Consider the following 21,233-nt stretch of genomic DNA (forward strand, 5'->3'; position numbering starts at 1 on the left):
TAATATAGATAAGTGTCAATTGCAAGGGTTACAATGCGCCGGTAATCGCAGCATCCAGTGGTTTAACTTTAGATTTATAACGGCGAATCACTTTTCCATTTTCATCCAGCAGGATTTTCTCAAAATTCCATCCAATATCTCCTTTAAAATCAGGATTTTCCTGAGCAATAAGCCATTTGAATAGGGGAGAGATATCGCTGCCCTTCACCGATACCTTCTCTGCCATCAAAAAGGATACATTGTAATTCTTTGAACAAAAGGATTTAATTTCCTGATTGGTTCCCGGTTCCTGTCCGCCAAAATTATTCGCAGGAAATCCTATTACCACCACTTTTTTTCCATACTGCTTATGTAATTTTTCAAGGTCGGCATATTGAGGTGTGTAGCCACATTCCGAAGCGGTATTAACGATTAGTATTTTCTTTCCTTTGTAAGAGGAAAAATCAATTGTTTTACCATTTATATCTTTCACTTTAAATGAGTAAATGGATGCATCCGGCTGCAGGAGCATGAGGAAGGTAAGAAGTACACTTAACATAGTTTTGGTTTATGATTTTTTTCTATTTAATTTCATTTTTATGAGGAGTAGCACAGGAAAATTCGCTTTCCGCTATTTCTATTCGTCCTTACTCTCCTGATCCATCTTAAAAATACTTCCGACAAGATCACTGAATTTCATACTACCATCCAGCTTTCGCTTGCTGATTTGGGAATACTCTGAAAGTCCATGCAGGATGAATTCCAACAAAAATAATTTATCTTCTTCCGGGGTATCTTGAACGTATTCTTTCATCACCGTTTTAAGTCCTTTCACGGCGGATAAAACTTCACTGTACTTTTTCTGTGAAACGGTATGAAGAATATCCAATTCATTTCCTTCGTTGAACCATTGGAGAATGTCCGCATAAGGATTTCTTTGCTTCGACTTTTTCATCCTTTCCGGATCAGGGAAGTAATTCACATACTCGGCACGAATAGCTTTGCCGATCAGCATATAGGCTACATTGGCAATGCCTTCCAACTCTCCTTCATAAACGAGCTCCACCTTTCCGGTTATGGCAGGAATAGCGCCGTAAAGGTCAGCAATTCGAGCTGTAGCTGATTTCTCATTATTCATCAGCATACGTCGCTGTACTGCACTGTATAAATTCTCCAGTGCTGATATTGTCAAGCGAGCCGAAACACCACTTTTCTGATCGATGTATTCACTCTTTCGGGCTTCAAAAGCCACTTGCTCAATGAGTCGAAGTAAGAGCGGTGGAATATGAATGTTGTTTTTCTGGTCAGCCGGGATTTTTGACTCCTGTTGTGTGATACTGGCTGATATCTCCACAGTACGTGGATAATGTGTCAGAATCTGACTCCCAATCCGATCCTTGAGTGGAGTAACGATAGATCCGCGGTTGGTATAGTCTTCCGGATTGGCAGTAAACACAAACTGGATATCTAATGGTAAGCGCAAACGGAATCCACGGATCTGAATATCTCCCTCTTGTAAAATATTAAATAATGCCACCTGAATGCGGGGCTGTAAGTCGGGCAATTCGTTGATGACAAAAATACAACGGTGTGATCGTGGGATTAATCCATAGTGAATGACTCTTTCGTCCGCATACGTTAATCGCAATGCTGCTGCCTTAATAGGATCCAAATCGCCAATAAGGTCAGCAACAGAAACATCGGGTGTAGCCAACTTCTCTATATAGCGTTCATCCCTGTGTAACCAGGAAATGGGAGTATCTTCTCCGGCTTCCTGAATACGATCTCTGCCAAAAGAGGAAAGAGGATGAAAGGGATCATCATTTAACTCGCTTTGATCAATAACCGGAACATATTCATCCAGTAAATCTACCATCAGGCGACTGAGACGGGTCTTAGCCTGACCTCTTAATCCTAATAAAATGATGTTATGTCGGGAGAGAATAGCATTTTCTAAATGCGGAATGACGGAATCTTCGTAGCCTTTAATGGGTTTAAAAAGAGTCTGCCCACTTTTCAATGCTTCCATCAGGTTCTCCCTCATCTCGCTCTTCACGCCTTGCGAGCGATAGTCCGACTCACGCAATTGTCCAAGGGTATGGATTTTATCAATATTCTTAAGAAATGATTTCACTTAGCGTACTGTTTTTTTGCGGTTAGTAATATAATCTTCATAGATGAATTCACCTAAGCCATTTAACGAACTATAGAATGCTCGTCCATTATTTATTTGTGTAAAATCCCTTACAAAAGCCTGCAGGTAGGAATCCTTGGCAATCATAAATGTGGTAATGGGTATTTTCAACTTTTTACATTGTCCGGCCAGATTGAAAACATGGTTCACAATTTTCCGGTCGAGACCATAATTATTTTTATAATAACTATTGCCAATTTTCATGCAGCTGGGCTTTCCATCTGTAATCATGAAAATTTGCTTATTCGCCGTTTTTCTTTTCCTTAACAAGTCCATAGCTAACTCTAAGCCTGCTGATGTATTGGTATGGAAAGGTCCTACTTTGAGGTAGGGGAGATCTTTGACTTCAATAGTCCAGGCATCATCGCCAAAAACGATAATATCAAGGTAATCCTTAGGATATCTGGTACGAATCATTTCTGCTAATGCCATAGCGGTCTTCTTAGCAGGCGTGATTCTGTCTTCACCGTAGAGGATCATGGAGTGGGAAATATCTATCATCAAAACAGTAGCATGGTTACTCTTATGCTCCCGCTCTTTTATTTCCAGATCGTCCTCCGTGAGGTTAAATTTGTCAATGCCATGATGCACTTGCGCATTGCGAATGGAAGAAGTTAGATCAATATTGTCATAAGGGTCACCAAACTCCCAGGGCCGCACATTCGCATTGGGCTCATCACCAACACCTGAACGATTGGTTTTATGGTTTCCTTTGTTGCTCTTCTTTAGCTTTCCAAAAATCTGATCCAGAGATTCCTTTCTAATCGCCTGTTCTGTCTTAGGGGTTATTTCGAAATTGTCAGGTTCATTTTCTTTTAAATAACCTTTTTCCTTTAACTCTTTTATAAAATCTCCCAATCCATAGGTGGAGTTGGAAAAACCGTATTGTCTGTCTAATTCAGTCAACCAATTCAATGCTTCATTGGCATCACCGGATGTATATTGCAGTAGCTCGGTAAAAAGACGAAGCATCTGATCAAAGGTGCTTTCACCCGAATCTTGTAAAAAGGAAGAGAATTTGAAACCTTTCATTGTAAGATACAACGACCAAGGTAATCAAATTGTTTGAAAATTGAATAAAATTTAAATCCGGTAGGTAAAAAGTCTATAAAAGACTAATTTTGACCTTGAAAATCACACGGATGAAATTCCTGATTAAAATTGTAACTACCGCCATATCGGTTTTTTTGATAGCGAACCTGATGCCCGGCGTAGAGGTGAAGGGACTTACAACAGCATTACTGGTTTCCTTATTGCTCGTTTTAATGAATGTTTATGTCAAACCCATTCTTATTTTTTTAACGTTTCCAATAACGATTGTGACTCTCGGGTTATTTCTATTGGTCATAAACGCGACCATTATTCTGATCACGTCTTATTTGCTAAAAGATGGTTTTAAGGTAGACGGATTTTGGATTGCCATGTTATTCAGCATCGTTCTATCGATGATCACTTCATTGATTGATTTATTGATCGAAAAAGAAAAGGGAGCAGATTTTTAGAAGCACCTGTACGTTACATCTATTCTTTACTTGCGATAAAACTTTAAGATTGCACTTGCTTCATTTAAGCATTCTGCCTCTGACAAAGTCCTTTATAGTCACAATACCGACATCTTTTCAGATCGGAAGTTTGTGAGAAAGGTATTTCCGGATTGAATAGTTGGGAGAGCAGATTTTTCAATCCATCGATGAACTGCTGCATCGTTTCCTCCTCAATTTCATTGGCATCATTGAGCCAGGTAATTTCTTCATCAAACTCTTTCATTTTAAAGATGCCGGCGATGAGATTATTACCTTGAATATCGAGAATTTCCTTTGCAAGCATACCATAAATAAGCAATTGCAGATTGAGTTTATAGGAGGGATCAGTGAAAAGTTTCTCGAAATTCCATTTCTTCATTATTTTATCCTGCCCTGTTTTGTAATCCAGAATACGATAGTTCCCGTCTTTAAAATCTATTCTGTCAATGATACCTTTGATCATAAAATCGCCGACTCCTTCAATTTGTAATACTGAATTGGCATTTAGTTCCAATCCCAGAATTTCAAATGGAGTATGCTGCATATCGAAATTAATAATGCGATGAATAAGCTCGGTGAGTACTCCTTTCATCAGATAGTCATGACCGTAATTTACCGGCTTATCATAGACTTTGGCTATTGATGACTCAACGATCTCCGGAATTCGCTTTGTGATTTCAGGATAATCCCCGGTATTTAACATGCTTCTGCCTTCATAGGCAAGCTCCATCGCTTTATGCAGCACGTTTCCAAAATGACCGGCACTTAACCCTTCCGTTTTATCCTCAGGCCGGAGATAAACCAGCTGATCAAGGTAAAACCGCAATGAACATGCTATATAGGAGCTGAGTGCTGAAGCCGAAATGCCCTTTGGCGGGGAGGTGGGATCAGTCAGGATGTATTTTTCCCTGAGTTTTCCAATGATGGAGTCATTTTTAACAATGCTAATGGGAAGTATAGGCTCAGGAATCAATTGGCTTTCCTGTTGCAGGTACTCCAGTTTTACCGGTTTTATTTTTTCAATTATTTCATGATGAATCTGGAACAAGTATCTGCTACGCTCTCCGCCGCCGGTATCATTGAGATCCGTATTATAGAAAAAGTAAATATTTCGGGCTCTTTGAAGTAACCTGTAGAAGTGGTAGGCGGTTACTGCATCTTGTTCTTCTTTACAGGGTAAATGGTACGCTTTGCGGAGCGAATAAGGTATCAATGATTTTGAAACCGAGACAGAAGGAAGAACGTCTTCATTCAATGGGGCGATAAACACTGTTGAATAATCCATCAAGCGGGTATCCAAAAATCCAACTATTGGAATGCCCATTTCTTTATCTGCACTAAAAGGAACTCTTATCATTTCCACTGATTCCAGAAAAAGTTGCCACCAGACATTTAGTGAAATTTCAGCTTCATGAAGTTCAAGTATCGTAAAGACTTGCTGAATTGCATTAACCAATTGAAAATGTATTTGCTGTATCCATTCATCATCCCGAAATCTGAATTTATCCAAGAGCGCTAGAATATTCGACTGCTCCTCGCGGGAATCAACGGGCTGTTTAAAAAGTAGTTCTCTGAAATAATCATGGAAATTACTTACATCTGCAGCGGCATAGACTTTTGAATTTAAGCCCAGTTCTTCTTCAGAAAACATTCTTTTAAACAAGGGTTCGGCACAAAATTCCTGAAGTTGTTTGTACTTGAGTGCACTGTTTTCACTGCTATCCTCAAATTGCCTTACGGTTTTTATCAAATGCATCAAACGTATCAACGGATGATGTTTCAGTGAAAAACCCATTGAAGGATTGGTCGTGATTCCCAATCGGCCACAAAAATGCAATAACGGAAACAATAAACTCTCATCAGCAAGAACCACGACCAACGATTCATTCTGATTCGAAAGTTCACGTTGCTGTTGCCTATGATGAAGTGAAGATGCCAACTCTCTGGCTATAGCAAACCGGCCGGAGCATCCTTTTACAGAATATACCTCTTTGGGAATTGAAAAATAATCTTCCAACCAGGGAATAGAGGAATCGGCAAGCATACCCTTTCTGAAAAACATTCCCGCTTCATGAATTCTGTTATCGGTATAAAAAGTATCGGCATCTCTTAAAAGCATCAATTTACCCTGCTTCCTGAGCGCTTCCATCACTTTCTCCTCTGTCTTATTCAAAGCGTAAAATCCTGCAAAGATTACTGTGGTATACTTAGAAAAGTAATCCTGCTCCTCCATCGTTTCCGCGACTTTGCGCCAGGCCATCCCTTCATAGGATAAATTTTTACTTTCCAATCGTTTTCTGAATTCATGATAAAGAACCGGAAGTTGTTTCCAATAAAGTAAGAATTGATCCTGAAGTGGGGTAAGGGGAGTCCGGATAAACTCCGACCAAAAACTTCTGATGTATTCGAAATCCTCTTCTCCGGGCGAAAACCTTGCTTCCAGACTTTTCAAATCATTAATTTCCTCAAATAGTAAATCCGGATTTATCGCCTGACGGTCTATTTCATTGAAGTCATCGATTAGCTGTTGACCGTAAGAAATAAATTTTTCGAATTCCTCTTCCTTAAATAGTTCCCGATGGACCTCATATAGCTCTAATAATAGCGTTAAATCATCTGCAAGCAAGGGTGCCTTTAAGTTAAGCAATAAGTCACGAATAGGCAGGATGGCAGGCAACCAATCGGCTTCCTTCTTTGTAGCTGCAATAATTTTCCGATATTCCTGACAAGCCCTTTGAGTGGGGAAAAGGATCAACGTTTTTCTGGGCGGTAGCTCAATGGTCGCAGTAACAACTTTTTCAAGAAAACTTTTCATATAAAATCCTCCTTCAGCATAGAATAAATTAACTCATCGAAGATAGTATCGTTTTTGCAAAGTCCGTTTTTAATTCTGGCTTCCAGTTTAAAACCGGACTTTTCTAAAACTCTCTGCGAAGCAGGATTATGAGGAAACGGCCGGGCATAAATACGAATCAGGTCGAAATTTTCAAATGTGTAGGCTAGCATGCTTCTCACGGCACCTGATGCTATCCCGTTTCCCCAATACTTTTCTCCCACCCAATAGCCCAATTCTGCATTTAAACGCTGAACTTTTGATTGTGGGAAAATACCAATGGCACCCACTGCTGCTTCTTTATAAACAATTGCCAGAATTTTGGGAGGGTGATCATTTTTAAGGCTGTCTACAAATTCTATAGCATTTTTCTCAGTATACGGATAAGGAAAACCATCATTCAGATTATCGGAAATCTTTTTATTATTCGCATGTAGGGCCAAAGAAAAGATATCCGAAATCCGAAAGGGCCTCAGCAAGAGTCTTTCATCAATAATTATCGGAAATGTATTTTTTAGCATGGTGCTAAAATAAAGAAGCCCTTCAAATGAAGAGCTTCTTTATACCATTAACTTAATACTTTTTTTATTTTATTTAAGCGACCCAATGCATATCAATATGCGTAAGCAATCATTCGCTTCGCTGCTTGGCAGGCCGGCAGTTTTTAATACGCTATTCCAATCAATGCTTGATGATAAACTTTCGAACTTCTGTTTGATCACCCATATTTAATCGCAAGAAATAAATTCCATCTTTAAAATCGGTGGTATTCATTTCAGTGCTATTGAATCCTTCTGTAGCATTTATACGAGTAGAGTAGATCGATCTTCCCATCATATCCATAAGATCAGCAGTCACAACTGCATCCTGTGTATTGAAAAAGTTCAACTTAAGCGTTTGATTCGCAGGATTTGGGAACAAGTTAATTCCTTCCAGTCCTGAAATTTTTTGAACATTGATATTTCCTTCGACATATTCTTCCTCTGTTCCATTTCGAAAAGGAGACCCTGATGTGTTAATTCGTAATCGATAGCAACTTGTAGTACTAAACGCACCGCTATATCCGTAAACCTGCACAAAGTAGGAGGACGCAGAAGTTGTATTTCTGGAAATAGTTTCGGTGGTGGTTCCACCTAATTGAGATGTAGTCAGCAGTGAACCTGCAGAATTGTACAATTTCATATCGTAATCAGCAGGCAAAAGATCAAGAACTACCTTAAGATTTGTTGATCCGCTTACTGTGGTAAATTTAAACCAATCCTTGTCAGTAGTAGTTGAAATTTTTGCAGAAATATTGGTATTTACAGGGATTACTTTTGCCTTTGCTTTGGTATTATTTGATTCATAACTATCGGTACAAGACCCCGCTGTTGTACTAAAAGTTGACGAGGAAGAATAAGAACCTGTAGTTGTGCTGCATACTGCCTGCACCTGAAATTCATAAGAAGTAGAGGCCGTAAGTCCCGAAATAGATTTGGAAGTTGTCGTACTTGTAGTGCTTGTCCAAATAGTCCCACCCGTATTACGATATTGAACGTTATAACTTAAAGCACCGGATACTGCAGTCCAATTCAAAGTAGCCGCTGTTGTTGTTATTCCGGTTGCACCTAATCCTGAAGGGATTCCGCATGACCCACCTGACGGTGGAACACATCCTTGAGAAGACAACAAGGAAGCTCTGGTGGTATTGAGACTGGCAAGCATCCTGGTCTTTTGTCCGTTAGAGAACATTACCATACAGGCATCATCTGTATAGTCCATATAGTTCATAAACATGTCGCCATTGGGTCCATTGCTACAGGTAACTTTAGGAAAGGAGGGACAACCATAATTAGCCGTTTGTTGAGTAGGGGTATCTGTCACCTGATCATTACCACATGTGGCATCCCCCCAGATATGACGAAGGTTCAACCAGTGACCCACTTCATGTGTTGCGGTACGGCCTTTGTTAAAAGGAGCAGCCGCTACACCGGTATTTCCAAATGCGGTATAAAGAATTACAACTCCATCTGTAGAAGCTGTACCACCGGGAAATTGAGCATAACCCAACAATCCACCGCTTAAGTTACCTACCCAGATATTCAGGTATGCCGAAGAATTCCAGGCATCAGAACCTCCATTGGCAGCCCTTTTAATATTATCATTGGATGAAAAAGAAGTAACAGTTGTTGATTTGCGAATGATACCATTTGTAGCATTTCCGGAAGGATCACGCTGAGCAAGACAGAATTGAATCTCACAATCTGCGGTCAGACCTGAAAACGCAGAGGGGACGATGGAGATATCGGCATTCAGTTTACGAAAGTCCTGGTTAAGAATATTAATTTGAGAGTTAATTTGTGCATCAGAAATGTTTTGACTTGTCGTATTATAGAGCACATGAACCACCACCGGAATTGTGACTACAACAGCACCTTTATTGGCATTGTTTTGATTATCATTGATCCATTGCTGCGTTTCCCGCTCGATGTTTTCCATTCGGGTGGTTAGGGCAGGATCCTGTTGCTCCATTTCATGTAAATGGGGCATCGTACCACAATTTCTGCTGTTTTGGGAATACACGTTTCCCATCATTGTCAGACTTAGCGCAAGCGCTGCGAGATAATGTTTCTTCATTGAGATGTTAAGTATTTGTTTTGTCAGAGGGATAATAATTGTATCGAAAAGCAACTATCAATTCAAAGATAGATAGTAATTCTGTATCCTGCAATAAATATTCTATAGCTTGACTGAAAATTTGTTTAAATCGAATTACATTTCTTTGAAAAGTAAAATTAGTTTATACGTAATTCTAAGAAAAGTACAACTAACAAAGGGCGTTGATAAAATAATTATTCGATAAATTTATAACCAACTCCCCTTACGGAAATAAAATGAGTTGGATTAGAGGGATCTTTTTCAAAATATTTTCGAAAGGTGACTATAAAATTATCAATGGTACGCGTAGAAGGGTAGATGTCATATCCCCAAACCGTTTCCAAAATATGCTCTCTGGACACTACTTCATTTTTCCTGTCAATTAATAATTTAAGCAGTGTATTTTCCTTTTTGGTGAGATTTATTTTCTTTTGTTCCGGTGTTACTACAGACATCTCTGAGAAATTAATGTTAAAGTTATCAAAGCTATAATTAGAGAGAACAGTCGTCACTTTTTCACCATTCCTTTGCGCTCTTTTCAAGAGTATTTGAATACGGAGCAGTAGCTCCTCCAGATTAAAAGGTTTGGTCAGGTAGTCATCAGCACCCATTTTCAAACCGGTTACCCGATCAGACGAAGAATGCTTGGCCGTAAGAAATAAAACCGGAACATGCTCATTGTCTAACCTGATGGCCTCACAAACGGTAAAGCCATCCATTTCCGGTAACATCACATCAAGTATGACTAAATCAAATCGCTCTTGTTTAAACATCCGGAGTGCCTTCTTCCCATCATTAGCTAACTGTACCTTATAACCTTCCATCTCCAGATTTAACTTAATCGTATCAGCAAGGCTTTGTTCATCTTCAACTAAAAGGATTCGTGTAATGCTCATAATCTATTTTATTAATCTGAAACAAATTTAACATTCCTGTGTGAGAAGTAAAGTGGTGAAGGCAGAAAACCACCTCCGGATTCCTGATTTTTACATTTAACTGATAATGAATTGATATAAGTCTGAGAATGGCCACATATTTAGAACTTCTGACAAAGCCTGGAGAAATATCCCGAATGTAAAAAGCAGGGACTTTATGAATAATTCCATTTCATGAATTGAAACGGAGTTGTTTTTTGTATTTTTACACTTGAATCAAAATCCCATAAAAAAAATTAATAAATAATTACATGAAAAAAATTCTGCTCTCCTTACTATGGCTAGCTGCGTTCACCTTTCCGGTAGCCGGCCAGCAAAGGGTCACTACACCTTTTCACCAGGCGCCTAACGTTCAAACCATACCTCAGCGAACATGTGGAACAGGTGAACTGGATCATCAATATGAACAATGGCTTCAACCCTTGATTCAGCAGATGGAACAACAAAATGCAGCTAATAAAGGTGCAGCTGTTGTTTATACCATTCCGGTTGTTTTTCATATTATTCATAATAATAGCAATGTGGGAATTAGTTATAATATCTCGACGACTCAGGTTTTATCTCAGTTAGATGTACTGAATGAGGATTTTCGTCGGTTAAATCTCGATGCTGCAAATACGCCTGCTGCATTTCTTCCGGCTGCCGCTGATTGTGAAGTAAATTTTTGTTTAGCTCAGACCGATCCAAGTGGAAATCCAACAACAGGCATTGACAGGATCAACAGAATTACCGCAGGTTTTTCAACACCACCCTACACGAATACCTATATAGATGCGACCATAAAATCAGCTACGATATGGAATACGAATAATTACCTGAATATTTGGGTGGTTCCTGATTATACAGACAACTTTGGAAATCCTTTGCTTGTCATGCCACATTTCCATCCGGCAGTGGATTAACCGGATTAACCGGAAATTTTGGTACAGCTACTACTGATGGTGTGGTACTCTGGTATAGGGCATGTGGGCGTGTCGGATCATTGGATCCAAATTATAACAAAGGTCGTACAGCTTCTCATGAAATAGGACATTGGCTCGGTTTGCGCCATATTTGGGGTGACAGTAACTGTGGAAATGATTTTTGTGCAGATACGCCTACTCAACAAACGGCGAATTTTAGTTGTCCTTTCTTTCCAAGTGTTACCTGTGGTAATGGTCCTAACGGAGATCAGTTTATGAATTACATGGATTATTGTGATGATGATTGTTTGAATATGTTTACTACGAATCAAAAGACAAGAATTCAAACCGTATTGCTGAATTCTCCGATGCGTGTTGCACAGAGAAATTCAACAGCATGTAATGCTCCATCTGCTGCACCGGTCGCTCAATTTACGGCTAATAACACCACCATTCCGGTTGGCGGCTCAGTGAATTTCACTGATCAAAGTACGAATTCTCCGACCGGATGGGCCTGGACCTTTACAGGTGGAACACCATCAAGCTCTTCTCAGCAAAATCCTCAAAACATTGTATACAATGCAGCAGGAACCTATACGGTAAGTCTTGTAGCCACCAATGGCAGCGGTTCCGATACAGAAACGAAAACAGCATATATTACTGTAGGAAGCACTACTTCTGCTTGCGATACAATTACAAATTTTGATTTTGCGACAGATACAGCAACCATACTTCTTTCAGGTGGAACCGGTGGGGTAGGCTATGCTTCCGGACAAAACAACTATGGAGATATTGCAAAAGCTGATATTTATAGCATCAGCGGTACCAACCAAACCGTTGACGGAGTTTTTATCGTTTTTGGAGTGGGTACGAGCTCCGGAACAGGTCAAACGGCGAACGTGCGCGTATGGGATAATAATGGAACCTCCGGTTTGCCAAATACCATTTTGGGAACGACTGCTATAAGTTATGATACCATAGCTTCATATGCTTCAACCGGGGATGCTTTATGGGTTGACTTTGTTCCCAATATACCGGTGTCAGGCGATATCTATGTAGGAGTAGAGTTTGGTTATAATGCCGGTGATACTCTGGCCATCGTTCATTGTGCAGATGGTAATATTGCCGTTGGTACAGCATACGAAAGATGGAGTGATAATACCTGGCATCCTTATAGTTTAGCTCAGCCAAATGGATGGGGTATCAATGTAGCTCACTTGATGCTACCTGTCATTTGTCCTTTAGTAGGTATTGGAGAAAATACTGCAGCTTTTGAGTTAAATATCTATCCGAATCCTGCAGGATCCACTCTAAACGTGATGCTTCCCAATCTGCAAAATAAATCCGATGTTCGTTTTACTCTATTAAATATGTTAGGGGGAATGGTTTCGTCTGTAACAAAACCTTTTGCATCTAATGGAATTTATCAATTGGATGTCAATGAATTGAGTCAGGGATTCTATTTCCTTGAAGTGCTCACGAAGGAAGGACGTCGTCTGGAGAAAATTCAAATAGCGCGATAAACTAAGATCTATCAGGAAAGGGTCATTCTATACCGGATGACCCTTTCTTTTTTGGTTTGCAGTCAGTAATAAGTTTGACAGAGGGGCTTTTTCTTCTTATTTTTGTAGTTGCATGAAATCATCCTATTACGGGAAAGTCCTCCGGGTTTTTCTATTCTCTCTCCTTCTCATTTCTCATCAGGTATTTAGTCAGGAACATCGCTGTCTGACTCAGGAATGGCATTTGCATAAACTTAGCGCTGACCCTTCTTATAAATTACGGTATGAGTCGACAGAAAACATCAATCATTTTCAGAATAAGCTGTCAATTTTATCAGATACTACGCTGATTATTCCTGTTGTCTTTCATATTTTATACAATACGCCGGAGCAGAACATTAGCGAAGAGCAAATCGTTTCTCAAATTGATGTGCTAAATGAAGATTATTCTGTCAATAATGCTTCTTCAATGGATGTTCCTGCTGTATGGACGGGCTTGAAAAAAGATAGTAAAATCCGCTTTATTCTCGCAAAAAGAGATCCTAACGGGAATTTTACAAACGGAATTACAAGAACCTCTACAAACATCAACGAATATAACATTTTTGATCCTGCTTTATTTTCAACTGCCCTTGGTGGGCACGATGCATGGCCCAGAGGCAGCTATCTGAATATTTGGGTATGCAAGCTGGGATCAAATGCATTGGGATTCGCTGCCTACCCCGGATCATCGGCAGCAACTGACGGCATTGTTATTAGTTACAAAGCATTGGGAAGAAACGGTACTGCTGCATCTCCCTACAATGCAGGGCGAACTTGTACCCATGAAATTGGACATTGGTTTTCACTCAATCATATCTGGGGAGATGATAATGACAATTGTTTGGGAAAAGATTTTCCCGTTACGCAAGCTGCACTGGATGATACTCCGAATCAGGCTGCACCTACTTTCCGTTGTAAAAAATTTCCGGAACTGGATGAGTGTTCCACCGTCGACCCGGGAATTATGTACATGAATTATATGGATTATACAGACGACCGCTGTATGATGTTTTTTACTCCCGGCCAGGTAGCGAAAATGAGAATTATTGTGGATGGTCTTCGTGATTCATTAAAATTAAGTAGCGGTCATTTGTTGCCGGCTTACACAGGATATGATGCCGCTATTGATTCCGTTTTAAATCCGGTACGACTCGCGGGAGACCGTTGTTTACAGCCGGAAATCCGGATTAAAAACAATGGTGCCGATACCATTAAAGAACTTCAAATCGCTTACGGAATTTATCAGGGTTTACAGAAATCATTTCACTGGAAAGGTAGCCTGGCATCCGGCGATACTACTCATTTTATCTTACCGGAAATTGGTACGAATATGGGAAATCAGGTGATGGAATTCCGGTTGTTGGGAACAGACAGTAACTCCGTAAATAATTATGCAAGTGCCGGCTTTAAAGTAAATAGTGCAGTGAATGAGAATTGCTCTACTTGTAAGATAAGCGCATACCCAAATCCGGTTTCCGGTCAACGTGGAATTTGCGTGAAGTCTTGCCGGAATCAAAGTCAGATTTCTTTAGTAAGAATTATTAACACAATCGGTCAGGTTTTGTTTGAAGAGAAGATGAACCTTAACCCGGGCGATGCCATCCCCCTTGACCTGACATCATTTCAAAGTGGTGTGTACCTCCTGAATATAGAAGGTGATCTCTTCTCTGAAAGTGTCCGGTTTATTTACTTGCCCGGAGAGAACGGCGTCAATGGTCCAACTAACTGTAATTAAAAAATGTCAGCAGAAAACATTCAACACCTCTTGCAGCATAGTGATGTAATGATGCAGCACATCACCAATAAAATTATAAATGGGGAGCGCATCGATGACAAAGAGGCGAACTATCTCTTTGAGGAAGGAGAGCTGTCTTCCTGCGGAGTTCTTGCAAATTATATTCGTGAAAAGAAGAATGGGAATTACACTTTTTTCAACCGTAATTTTCATATTGAGCCTACCAATGTTTGTGTTTTCTCCTGTAAATTTTGTTCCTATTCACAGGATTACAAGCAAAAAGAAGCGGGTTGGGAACTTGGCATAGAAGAGATGTTTCAAAGAGTGGTGGCCTATGACCATCTTCCCATCACAGAGGTGCATATCGTAGGAGGAGTTCATCCGAAACTTGATCTTCAATTTTTTGGAGAACTGCTGGAAAGAATAAAAAAGCATCGTCCGGAATTGCATATTAAAGGATTCACTGCTGTTGAATTGGACTATATGTTTCGGAAGGCGAAAATGTCAGCATCTGAAGGAATTGCATTTCTAAAATCAAAAGGACTTGATTCCATTCCCGGTGGTGGTGCAGAGATCTTCGACGAAGTCATCCGGGAGCAGATCTGCGCGGATAAAGCGGATGCGAATCGCTGGCTTGAAATTCATGAAGCTACTCATCAGGCCGGACTACGTAGTAACGCCACTATGCTGTATGGGCATATTGAAAAGTATGCTCATCGGATTGATCATATGCGTCGTTTAAGAGAACTTCAGGATAAGACCGGAGGATTTCAAACTTTTATCCCGTTGAAGTTCCGGAATATGGATAATGATATGGATAATATTCCGGAATCAACACTTATTGATGACTTAAAGACCTATGCCATCAGCCGGATTTATCTGGACAATTTTGATCATATAAAAGCGTATTGGCCGATGCTGGGAAGAAGCACAGCTCAAATCACTCAATCTTTTGGAGTAGATGATCTGGATGGAACCATTGATGACAGCACCAAAATTTATTCATTAGCCGGAGCAGAGGAACAGGTGCCGGTTTTAACGACTGAACAACTGGTTGAACTTATTCAGCAATCCGGCAGAATTCCCGTGGAAAGAGATACCCTTTACAACAGAATCCGGGTGTACGATACCAGCGAAACAACGGCATATTAATATCAAGATAAAATCTTTTCGAAGACGCATATCCAAAAGCTAATTCCGGATTATCGGGAAGCTTTTCTGAGCAGGTAGATCGCAATAAAGGTGTAAAAAATATTCGGGATCCATACGGCCAGCCATGCCGGAAGATTACCGTTGGTAGCAAAGGTTTGACTGACCTGCATAAACATGATGTAGGTAAAGCTTAAAAGAATACCGGCACCGATCTGGACACCAATACCACCACGCACTTTTCTGCTGGAAAGAGAAACGCCGATAATAGTAAGAATGAAAGTAGCAAAAGGGTAGGAGAGTCGCTTGTATTTTTCTACCAGGTAAAAGGGCACTTCTTCTGATCCTCGCAGTGTTTCCTGACGAATGTAATCATTCAATGCCGGTGTATCCATCGTTTCAATAAAGTTAGTTCTCCTGTTGAATTCAGAAGGATAAAAAGCGAAGACCGTATCCATGCGATAGCCGGTTTCAATTTTCTCCTTCATCCCGTTAATCTCCCTGGTGAAATAATTCTCGAGCGTCCATTTATTCTTCAGCGTGTCCCAGTAAATTCTTTCTGAGAGCAACTTAAAAACGATTTTATCATTTTCGATTTTCTCATAAGAAAACTGGTACCCGATTTTATCAATATTATTGAAACTCTCGAAGTAGATAAACTGTCCCGGGGCAATCTGACGGTGAACGTGCCGGTTCTTAAAGATGTATGGATTCTTAATGTACTTCGTTTCGAAATTTATCCTTGCAGTATTAGAATGTGGGATCACATAATTATTCATGTAAAAAGAAAGCAATGCCAGAATAAGTGAAGAAACAACATACGGAACCAATAGTCTTTGGAAACTCACCCCACTCGCAAGTATGGCAATAATTTCCGTTTGACCGGCCATGCGTGACGTAAAAAAAATCACGGAAATGAAAATAAACAGCGGACTAAAAAGATTAGCGAAGAAGGGAATGAAGTTCATGTAGTAATCGAAGACAATAGCCCTCAAAGGCGCCTCTCTCTCGAGAAAATCATCAATCTTTTCGCTAATATCAAATACGATGGCAATGGAAATGATCAATGCCAGGGCGAAGAAAAACGTCCCCAGAAATTTCTTAATAATATATAAATCGAGAATTTTAATTTTCACTTTCTACAGGTACTTGTATAAACAGATTAATATTGATGTTGCATATACTATTAATTCTAACATAATCTTTCTAAAGTCTTCTACTCACTTTTTCAACCATCTCCTTTTTCCATAAATTGAAATCACCGTTCAATATATGGGCTCTGGCTTCTTTCACCAGCCAAAGATAGAAGCTAAGGTTATGCAAGGTCGCGATTTGGGCCGCCAGCATTTCTTTAGAGATATGCAGATGGCGAAGATACGCTTTGGAATACCCTTTATCTACATAGGAAGTACCTTCTGCATCAAGTGGAGATAAATCGTTCTTCCATTTTTCATTTCGGATATTGATGATCCCCTCGCTGGTAAACAACATGCCGTTTCGGGCGTTCCGGGTAGGCATCACACAGTCGAACATATCTATACCCCGTGCAATCCCTTCGAGGATATTAGCCGGTGTCCCAACGCCCATGAGGTAACGTGGCTTATCTTTAGGAAGTATGTCGGTTACGAGATCCGTGAGCTCGTACATTTGCTCAATCGGCTCTCCAACAGAAAGACCTCCGATGGCGTTGCCTTCCCTGTCCATGGAGGCTATGAATTCAGCACTCTGAATACGCAAGTCCCGATAGGTACTGCCCTGAACAATCGGAAATAAGGATTGATGATATCCATAGAGCGGAGGATGCTTATCGGTATGTATACAACAGCGTTCCAGCCAGCGGTGCGTCAACTCCATCGATTTCTTTGCCGCTTTATGTTCACAAGGATAGGCAGTACATTCATCAAAAGCCATAAAAATATCTCCTCCGATACTTCTTTGGATATCCATAGCACGCTCCGGAGTAAATAAATGTTTGGACCCATCAATATGAGAGGTAAACTGAACACCTTCTTCCTTAATTTTACGAATACCACTCAATGAAAACACCTGGAATCCGCCACTATCAGTAAGTATCGGACCCTCCCAATTCATGAATTTATGCAGCCCGCCGGCTTGTTCCAGCAGCTCAGTTCCCGGACGGAGATAAAGATGATACGTGTTACCAAGAATTATCTGAGCACCGATGTCATCTTTCAGCTCATGCTGATGAACACCTTTTACAGTACCTGCAGTACCCACCGGCATAAAAATAGGAGTCTCTATTTTCCCATGTGCGGTTTCTATAATTCCGCCCGGGCTTTCGAAGCTTCATCCGTATGGATCAATTTAAATTTCAACTTTTCTGATTTCTTCATTCCTCTATCGTCGAAAACTAATTCACATTTTCATTTCAAATAAACCCCTGTTCACTTATTGTTTTGACTATTTATTATCTCACGGATAGCTACAGAAGCACAAACAGCACCGAATGTGGCCGGCAGGTAGGAGATCGTTCCATACGCTGATTTTTTAAACCGACTACCATCGGTCAGCATGAGCGATTCTTTGATGACAAGCTCCGTAGAAAACACTGCTTTTACTCCGGTACGGATGCCGAGAACGCCTAATCGTTTGCGTACATATTGAGCAAAAGGACAAGTATGTGTTTTCGAAATATCAGCTACTTCCAGTTTAGTTGGATCGAGCTTTCCCCCGGCACCCATGCTGCTCACAATGGGAAGACCTTTCATCACCGCCGTTGAAATAACTGTTGCCTTCGGAGTAATACTATCTATCGCTTCAATGACATAATCAAAAGGACGGCTAAACACTTCTTCCACTTCATCCGGCATCAGGAAATGAGGAATGACATGAACCTCTATTTCCGGGTTGATCGATTTGATACGTTCTTCCATCAACAGCGCTTTAGATTGACCTTCGGTGGTGGCCAGCGCGGGTAACTGACGATTTCGGTTACTTGCTTCCACATCATCGCCATCTACAATTGTCATTTTTCCGATGCCGGCCCGGGCAATAAATTCTGCAGCATATGAACCTACACCACCAAGACCGATAATCAGTACATGTGCCTGCTGCAAACGATCCAGGCCTTCTGAACCCACCAATAATTCAGTACGCGAAAGCCACTTACGTTCCTGCATAGCCGAATATCTTACAAAAACGCTGATAAATATCGTTCTTTAAAATTTCCATCTCCAGATTCCGCAGTGTAGCTACACGTTGGTAAAGCTCAAGGCTGTGTAGGTTTCAGATTCCGATGTATGATGGAAATCTCATGGTGTGTCCTCACCGAATGGATGATCAATGGCTTTTTCGCTTCCTCTGACAATTGAACCACTGCCATAAACACCTCTTCCTGCAACGATAGGGGCAAATCGGTAAGACCATCCATTCCTGCTTCACCAATTGCCAGCACTTTAGGATGATGGATATATTCCTTTAATGTAGTGACATCATCCAACCAATGATCGGGATGAATATGACGCGGATGAATTCCAATAGAATATAATCCTTCCTTTTCCAACAGCCGGGCGGCAGCATCCGGATTTAATATATTTTGTATTGCCACTACTCCTTCCGCAGGTGGGTGATGACTATGTATATCAATAAATGGTATCATGTGTTTTCACGGTCCTGGTAAAACCGTTCTATAAGTAATTCGTTTCTATATAAATTTTTTAATGTCCAAGCTGCTCGTAAATCATCTTTTTCCTTCTCACTCAGTCTCCAGTTAATACCGGTGGTGTTCCTGACACGATGACTTAACTCCTGCAAAAGAATAGCACCTGCTACCGAAATATTTAAACTCTCCGTAAAACCATGCATGGGTATCCTGACGAAGGCATCGGCCTCTTGCTTTACAATTTCCGAAATCCCTATATTTTCCTGACCCATTACCAACGCTATAGGAGAACTTAAATCGATATCATGCAAAGAAGGATGGCCCTCCTGAGGAGATGTAGCTACAATTTTAAAACCCTTTTCATGAAGCAAATCCATACACTGTTTTGAATTATTCATCGCTTCATTATACCGATGGACCGTCAGCCATTTATGCGCTCCCTGCAGCACTTTTTTGGCGGGCTTGAACTTCGCACCATTTTCAATGATATGCACCTCCTGGATGCCGAAACATTCGCAGGAACGCATCACCGCATTGGCATTGTGCGGATCCACTATATTCTCTAATACACAGGAAAGATAGCGCGTTCGATTTTCCAGCACCTTTTCAAAACGCTGCTTTCGCTCATCCAGAAGGAAACCCTGAAGATAGGAGAGGAGGGTAGGAGAAATATCCTGGGAGTTTACGGACTTCACAGGGCAAAGATAAATTTGTATTTGAGGCAACACGAAATGAAGGTGCAAATTTGCACAGGCACGAAAAAAGAGGGCAATAGGTGCGATTTGTCTAAATTAAAGATGATCGTCATCGAGTAATGACAACGGATTCTAAAATTGTCCATAAACCTCACAAACAGAAATCTGTTCAAAAGTAGTGTAGAAGTCCGGAAGAACTATTTTGAATAAAGAAATTTTATTCCGTACTTTACGTAATGCAATCTACATAAAAATATGGACAAAGTTGAAAACCCATTTCCGGTTGTCACTTATTTGGGAAGTGATTATTTCTGCGACAGGGAGTCGGAAACGGAAAGGTTAATGGAAGCGATAAAAAACGGTCGCAACACCACACTTACCGCTTTGCGAAGAATGGGGAAAACGGGTCTGATTCAGCATGTTTTTGAACAACTGAATAAGAAGAAAAGTATTCGCAGTTTTTATATCGATTTATATCCAACTCAATCACAGGCCGATCTGATACGAAGTCTGGCGAAACATACATTGGGAAAACTGGACAATAATCATATTAAGTTAATGCGGGAACTGGCCAACTTTTTCACTCATCTCCGTCCTGTTATTCAGTATGATCCGCTGAGCGGTGCTCCCTCTGTGGAATTCACCTTGGATACAAACTTTCAGGCAGAACATAGTTTGGATCAGGTCTTCACCTACCTTGAACGTAGTGGACAACAGCTTGTCATTGCGTTGGATGAATTTCAACAAATAACAGAATACAAGGAGAAAAACACAGAAGCACTACTCCGGACATTTGTACAGAGATCGAAAAATATACGGTTCATTTTCTCAGGAAGCCATAGCAGTATGTTACAGGCGATGTTCAGAGATCAAGGCCGCCCATTTTATCAAAGTACCGACATGATGCAGTTGGGACCGATAGAACATGAAGCCTATGCCAAATTCATTGTTGAAAAATTTGCTGAATCCCGTCGTAAAATAAGTGTTGAAAATGCAGAACGCATACTCGACTGGTGCAGGCACCATACATACTACGTTCAATTAGTGTGCAATCGCCTGTTTGCCAGGGGAATCAAGCAACCTGATGAATGGTACATTGAGCGATTATTTCAGGAAATTTTACAGGAAAATCAGCCGGTATATTTCAATTATCGAAAACTACTAACTTCCAATCAATGGACATTATTGAAAGGTATCGCAAATGAAAAGGGAGCGCGATTAGTTATGGGCGCAGAATTCATCCGGAAAAATGATCTTGGAACCCCTAGTTCAGTCCAAACCGCATTATTAGCTCTCCAGGAGAAAGAGATGATTTTTGAAGAAGATGGAAGATGGTGGGTGTATGATGTGTTTCTAAGCAGATGGCTGGAAGATTAATAATTCCTTGGATTAGCTATCGCTATTTTGGCCCTCGATCATGTAAGAGACTACTTTCATCTATCAGCCAATGTGGATGACCTGCTAAATCTGGCGACAAATTCTAAA

17 protein-coding genes and 1 pseudogene are annotated in these 21,233 nt (G+C 40.5%); 6 read left to right on the plus strand and 12 right to left on the minus strand.

The genetic code is table 11. The annotated features are described in order from the left end of the window. Positions 1–28: 28 nt before the first annotated feature. The 3 genes from IPJ86_13115 to IPJ86_13125 all read right to left on the minus strand — a co-directional run bounded on the left by IPJ86_13115 (position 29) and on the right by IPJ86_13125 (position 3,205). Complete coding sequence (locus tag IPJ86_13115; GenBank protein MBK7888185.1) at positions 29–538, minus strand: glutathione peroxidase; 510 nt, start codon at positions 536–538, stop codon at positions 29–31. Between the two features lie 78 nt (positions 539–616). After that, positions 617–2,113, minus strand: coding sequence for a magnesium chelatase (locus IPJ86_13120; protein ID MBK7888186.1), 1,497 nt, complete (start codon positions 2,111–2,113; stop codon positions 617–619). Continuing rightward, positions 2,114–3,205 carry a hypothetical protein gene (locus IPJ86_13125; protein ID MBK7888187.1) on the minus strand — a complete coding sequence of 364 codons (1,092 nt, stop codon included), beginning with the start codon at positions 3,203–3,205 and terminating at the stop codon, positions 2,114–2,116. Between the two features lie 110 nt (positions 3,206–3,315). Here IPJ86_13125 and IPJ86_13130 point away from each other — a divergent pair, with 110 nt between their 5' ends. Beyond that, complete coding sequence (locus IPJ86_13130) at positions 3,316–3,675, plus strand: phage holin family protein (protein ID MBK7888188.1); 360 nt, start codon at positions 3,316–3,318, stop codon at positions 3,673–3,675. A gap of 64 nt (positions 3,676–3,739) precedes the next feature. Here the strand turns inward: IPJ86_13130 and IPJ86_13135 are convergent, their stop codons facing one another. The 4 genes from IPJ86_13135 to IPJ86_13150 form a co-directional block, all read right to left on the minus strand. Then, complete coding sequence (locus tag IPJ86_13135) at positions 3,740–6,511, minus strand: PD-(D/E)XK nuclease family protein (protein MBK7888189.1); 2,772 nt, start codon at positions 6,509–6,511, stop codon at positions 3,740–3,742. Further along, complete coding sequence (locus tag IPJ86_13140) at positions 6,508–7,050, minus strand: GNAT family N-acetyltransferase (protein MBK7888190.1); 543 nt, start codon at positions 7,048–7,050, stop codon at positions 6,508–6,510. Before IPJ86_13140 ends, IPJ86_13135 begins: the two co-directional genes overlap by 4 nt. A gap of 160 nt (positions 7,051–7,210) precedes the next feature. Further along, positions 7,211–9,145: a T9SS type A sorting domain-containing protein gene (locus IPJ86_13145; GenBank protein ID MBK7888191.1), complete on the minus strand. Its 1,935-nt coding sequence runs from the start codon at positions 9,143–9,145 to the stop codon at positions 7,211–7,213. 215 nt (positions 9,146–9,360) lie between these two features. Beyond that, positions 9,361–10,062: a response regulator transcription factor gene (locus IPJ86_13150; GenBank protein MBK7888192.1), complete on the minus strand. Its 702-nt coding sequence runs from the start codon at positions 10,060–10,062 to the stop codon at positions 9,361–9,363. A 290-nt stretch (positions 10,063–10,352) separates the two neighbouring features. Here IPJ86_13150 and IPJ86_13155 point away from each other — a divergent pair, with 290 nt between their 5' ends. The 4 genes from IPJ86_13155 (at position 10,353) to mqnE (ending at position 15,434) form a co-directional block, all read left to right on the plus strand. Then, on the plus strand, positions 10,353–11,003 hold the full coding sequence (locus IPJ86_13155) for a hypothetical protein (GenBank protein MBK7888193.1): 651 nt from the start codon (positions 10,353–10,355) through the stop codon (positions 11,001–11,003). Between the two features lie 41 nt (positions 11,004–11,044). Then, a complete protein-coding gene (locus IPJ86_13160; protein MBK7888194.1) occupies positions 11,045–12,526 on the plus strand; it encodes a PKD domain-containing protein in 1,482 nt (493 codons plus the stop codon). Between the two features lie 112 nt (positions 12,527–12,638). Further along, positions 12,639–14,282, plus strand: coding sequence for a T9SS type A sorting domain-containing protein (locus IPJ86_13165; GenBank protein ID MBK7888195.1), 1,644 nt, complete (start codon positions 12,639–12,641; stop codon positions 14,280–14,282). Between the two features lie 3 nt (positions 14,283–14,285). Then, the gene (gene mqnE, locus IPJ86_13170) at positions 14,286–15,434 is read left to right on the plus strand and encodes an aminofutalosine synthase MqnE (GenBank protein MBK7888196.1); all 1,149 of its coding nucleotides are present in this window, start codon (positions 14,286–14,288) and stop codon (positions 15,432–15,434) included. A 50-nt stretch (positions 15,435–15,484) separates the two neighbouring features. On the opposite strand, the gene IPJ86_13175 is transcribed toward mqnE, so the two are convergent. The 5 genes and pseudogenes from IPJ86_13175 to IPJ86_13195 all read right to left on the minus strand — a co-directional run bounded on the left by IPJ86_13175 (position 15,485) and on the right by IPJ86_13195 (position 19,748). Continuing rightward, the gene (locus tag IPJ86_13175) at positions 15,485–16,561 is read right to left on the minus strand and encodes an LptF/LptG family permease (GenBank protein ID MBK7888197.1); all 1,077 of its coding nucleotides are present in this window, start codon (positions 16,559–16,561) and stop codon (positions 15,485–15,487) included. A 76-nt stretch (positions 16,562–16,637) separates the two neighbouring features. After that, positions 16,638–17,767: pseudogene (gene tgt, locus IPJ86_13180) on the minus strand (tRNA guanosine(34) transglycosylase Tgt). 69 nt (positions 17,768–17,836) lie between these two features. Beyond that, positions 17,837–18,571, minus strand: a complete 735-nt coding sequence (locus IPJ86_13185) for a tRNA threonylcarbamoyladenosine dehydratase (protein ID MBK7888198.1) — start codon at positions 18,569–18,571, stop codon at positions 17,837–17,839. Positions 18,572–18,660: 89 nt separating this feature from the next. Then, a complete protein-coding gene (locus IPJ86_13190) occupies positions 18,661–19,050 on the minus strand; it encodes a TatD family hydrolase (GenBank protein MBK7888199.1) in 390 nt (129 codons plus the stop codon). Beyond that, positions 19,047–19,748, minus strand: coding sequence for an RNA methyltransferase (locus IPJ86_13195; GenBank protein MBK7888200.1), 702 nt, complete (start codon positions 19,746–19,748; stop codon positions 19,047–19,049). The genes IPJ86_13190 and IPJ86_13195 overlap by 4 nt, the downstream gene beginning before the upstream one ends. A 255-nt stretch (positions 19,749–20,003) precedes the next feature. On the opposite strand from IPJ86_13195, the gene IPJ86_13200 reads away from it, so the two are divergent. After that, positions 20,004–21,125 (plus strand): ATP-binding protein, encoded by a 1,122-nt coding sequence (locus tag IPJ86_13200; protein MBK7888201.1) that lies wholly within the window; start codon positions 20,004–20,006, stop codon positions 21,123–21,125. Positions 21,126–21,233 lie beyond the last annotated feature (108 nt).

This window comes from Bacteroidota bacterium (assembly GCA_016713925.1).
GTDB lineage: Bacteria > Bacteroidota > Bacteroidia > AKYH767-A > OLB10 > JAJTFW01.

What these genes read in the sequence shown, in the direction of transcription:
- IPJ86_13115 (MBK7888185.1), bottom strand. Translation starts at nt 538, where the DNA reads ATGTTAAGTGTACTTCTTACCTTCCTCATGCTCCTGCAGCCGGATGCA.
- IPJ86_13185 (MBK7888198.1), bottom strand. Translation starts at nt 18,571, where the DNA reads ATGCAGGAACGTAAGTGGCTTTCGCGTACTGAATTATTGGTGGGTTCA.
- IPJ86_13155 (MBK7888193.1), top strand. Translation starts at nt 10,353, where the DNA reads ATGAAAAAAATTCTGCTCTCCTTACTATGGCTAGCTGCGTTCACCTTT.
- IPJ86_13140 (MBK7888190.1), bottom strand. Translation starts at nt 7,050, where the DNA reads ATGCTAAAAAATACATTTCCGATAATTATTGATGAAAGACTCTTGCTG.
- IPJ86_13145 (MBK7888191.1), bottom strand. Translation starts at nt 9,145, where the DNA reads ATGAAGAAACATTATCTCGCAGCGCTTGCGCTAAGTCTGACAATGATG.
- IPJ86_13125 (MBK7888187.1), bottom strand. Translation starts at nt 3,205, where the DNA reads ATGAAAGGTTTCAAATTCTCTTCCTTTTTACAAGATTCGGGTGAAAGC.
- IPJ86_13190 (MBK7888199.1), bottom strand. Translation starts at nt 19,050, where the DNA reads ATGATACCATTTATTGATATACATAGTCATCACCCACCTGCGGAAGGA.
- IPJ86_13165 (MBK7888195.1), top strand. Translation starts at nt 12,639, where the DNA reads ATGAAATCATCCTATTACGGGAAAGTCCTCCGGGTTTTTCTATTCTCT.
- IPJ86_13200 (MBK7888201.1), top strand. Translation starts at nt 20,004, where the DNA reads ATGGACAAAGTTGAAAACCCATTTCCGGTTGTCACTTATTTGGGAAGT.
- mqnE (MBK7888196.1), top strand. Translation starts at nt 14,286, where the DNA reads ATGTCAGCAGAAAACATTCAACACCTCTTGCAGCATAGTGATGTAATG.
- IPJ86_13150 (MBK7888192.1), bottom strand. Translation starts at nt 10,062, where the DNA reads ATGAGCATTACACGAATCCTTTTAGTTGAAGATGAACAAAGCCTTGCT.
- IPJ86_13130 (MBK7888188.1), top strand. Translation starts at nt 3,316, where the DNA reads ATGAAATTCCTGATTAAAATTGTAACTACCGCCATATCGGTTTTTTTG.
- IPJ86_13135 (MBK7888189.1), bottom strand. Translation starts at nt 6,511, where the DNA reads ATGAAAAGTTTTCTTGAAAAAGTTGTTACTGCGACCATTGAGCTACCG.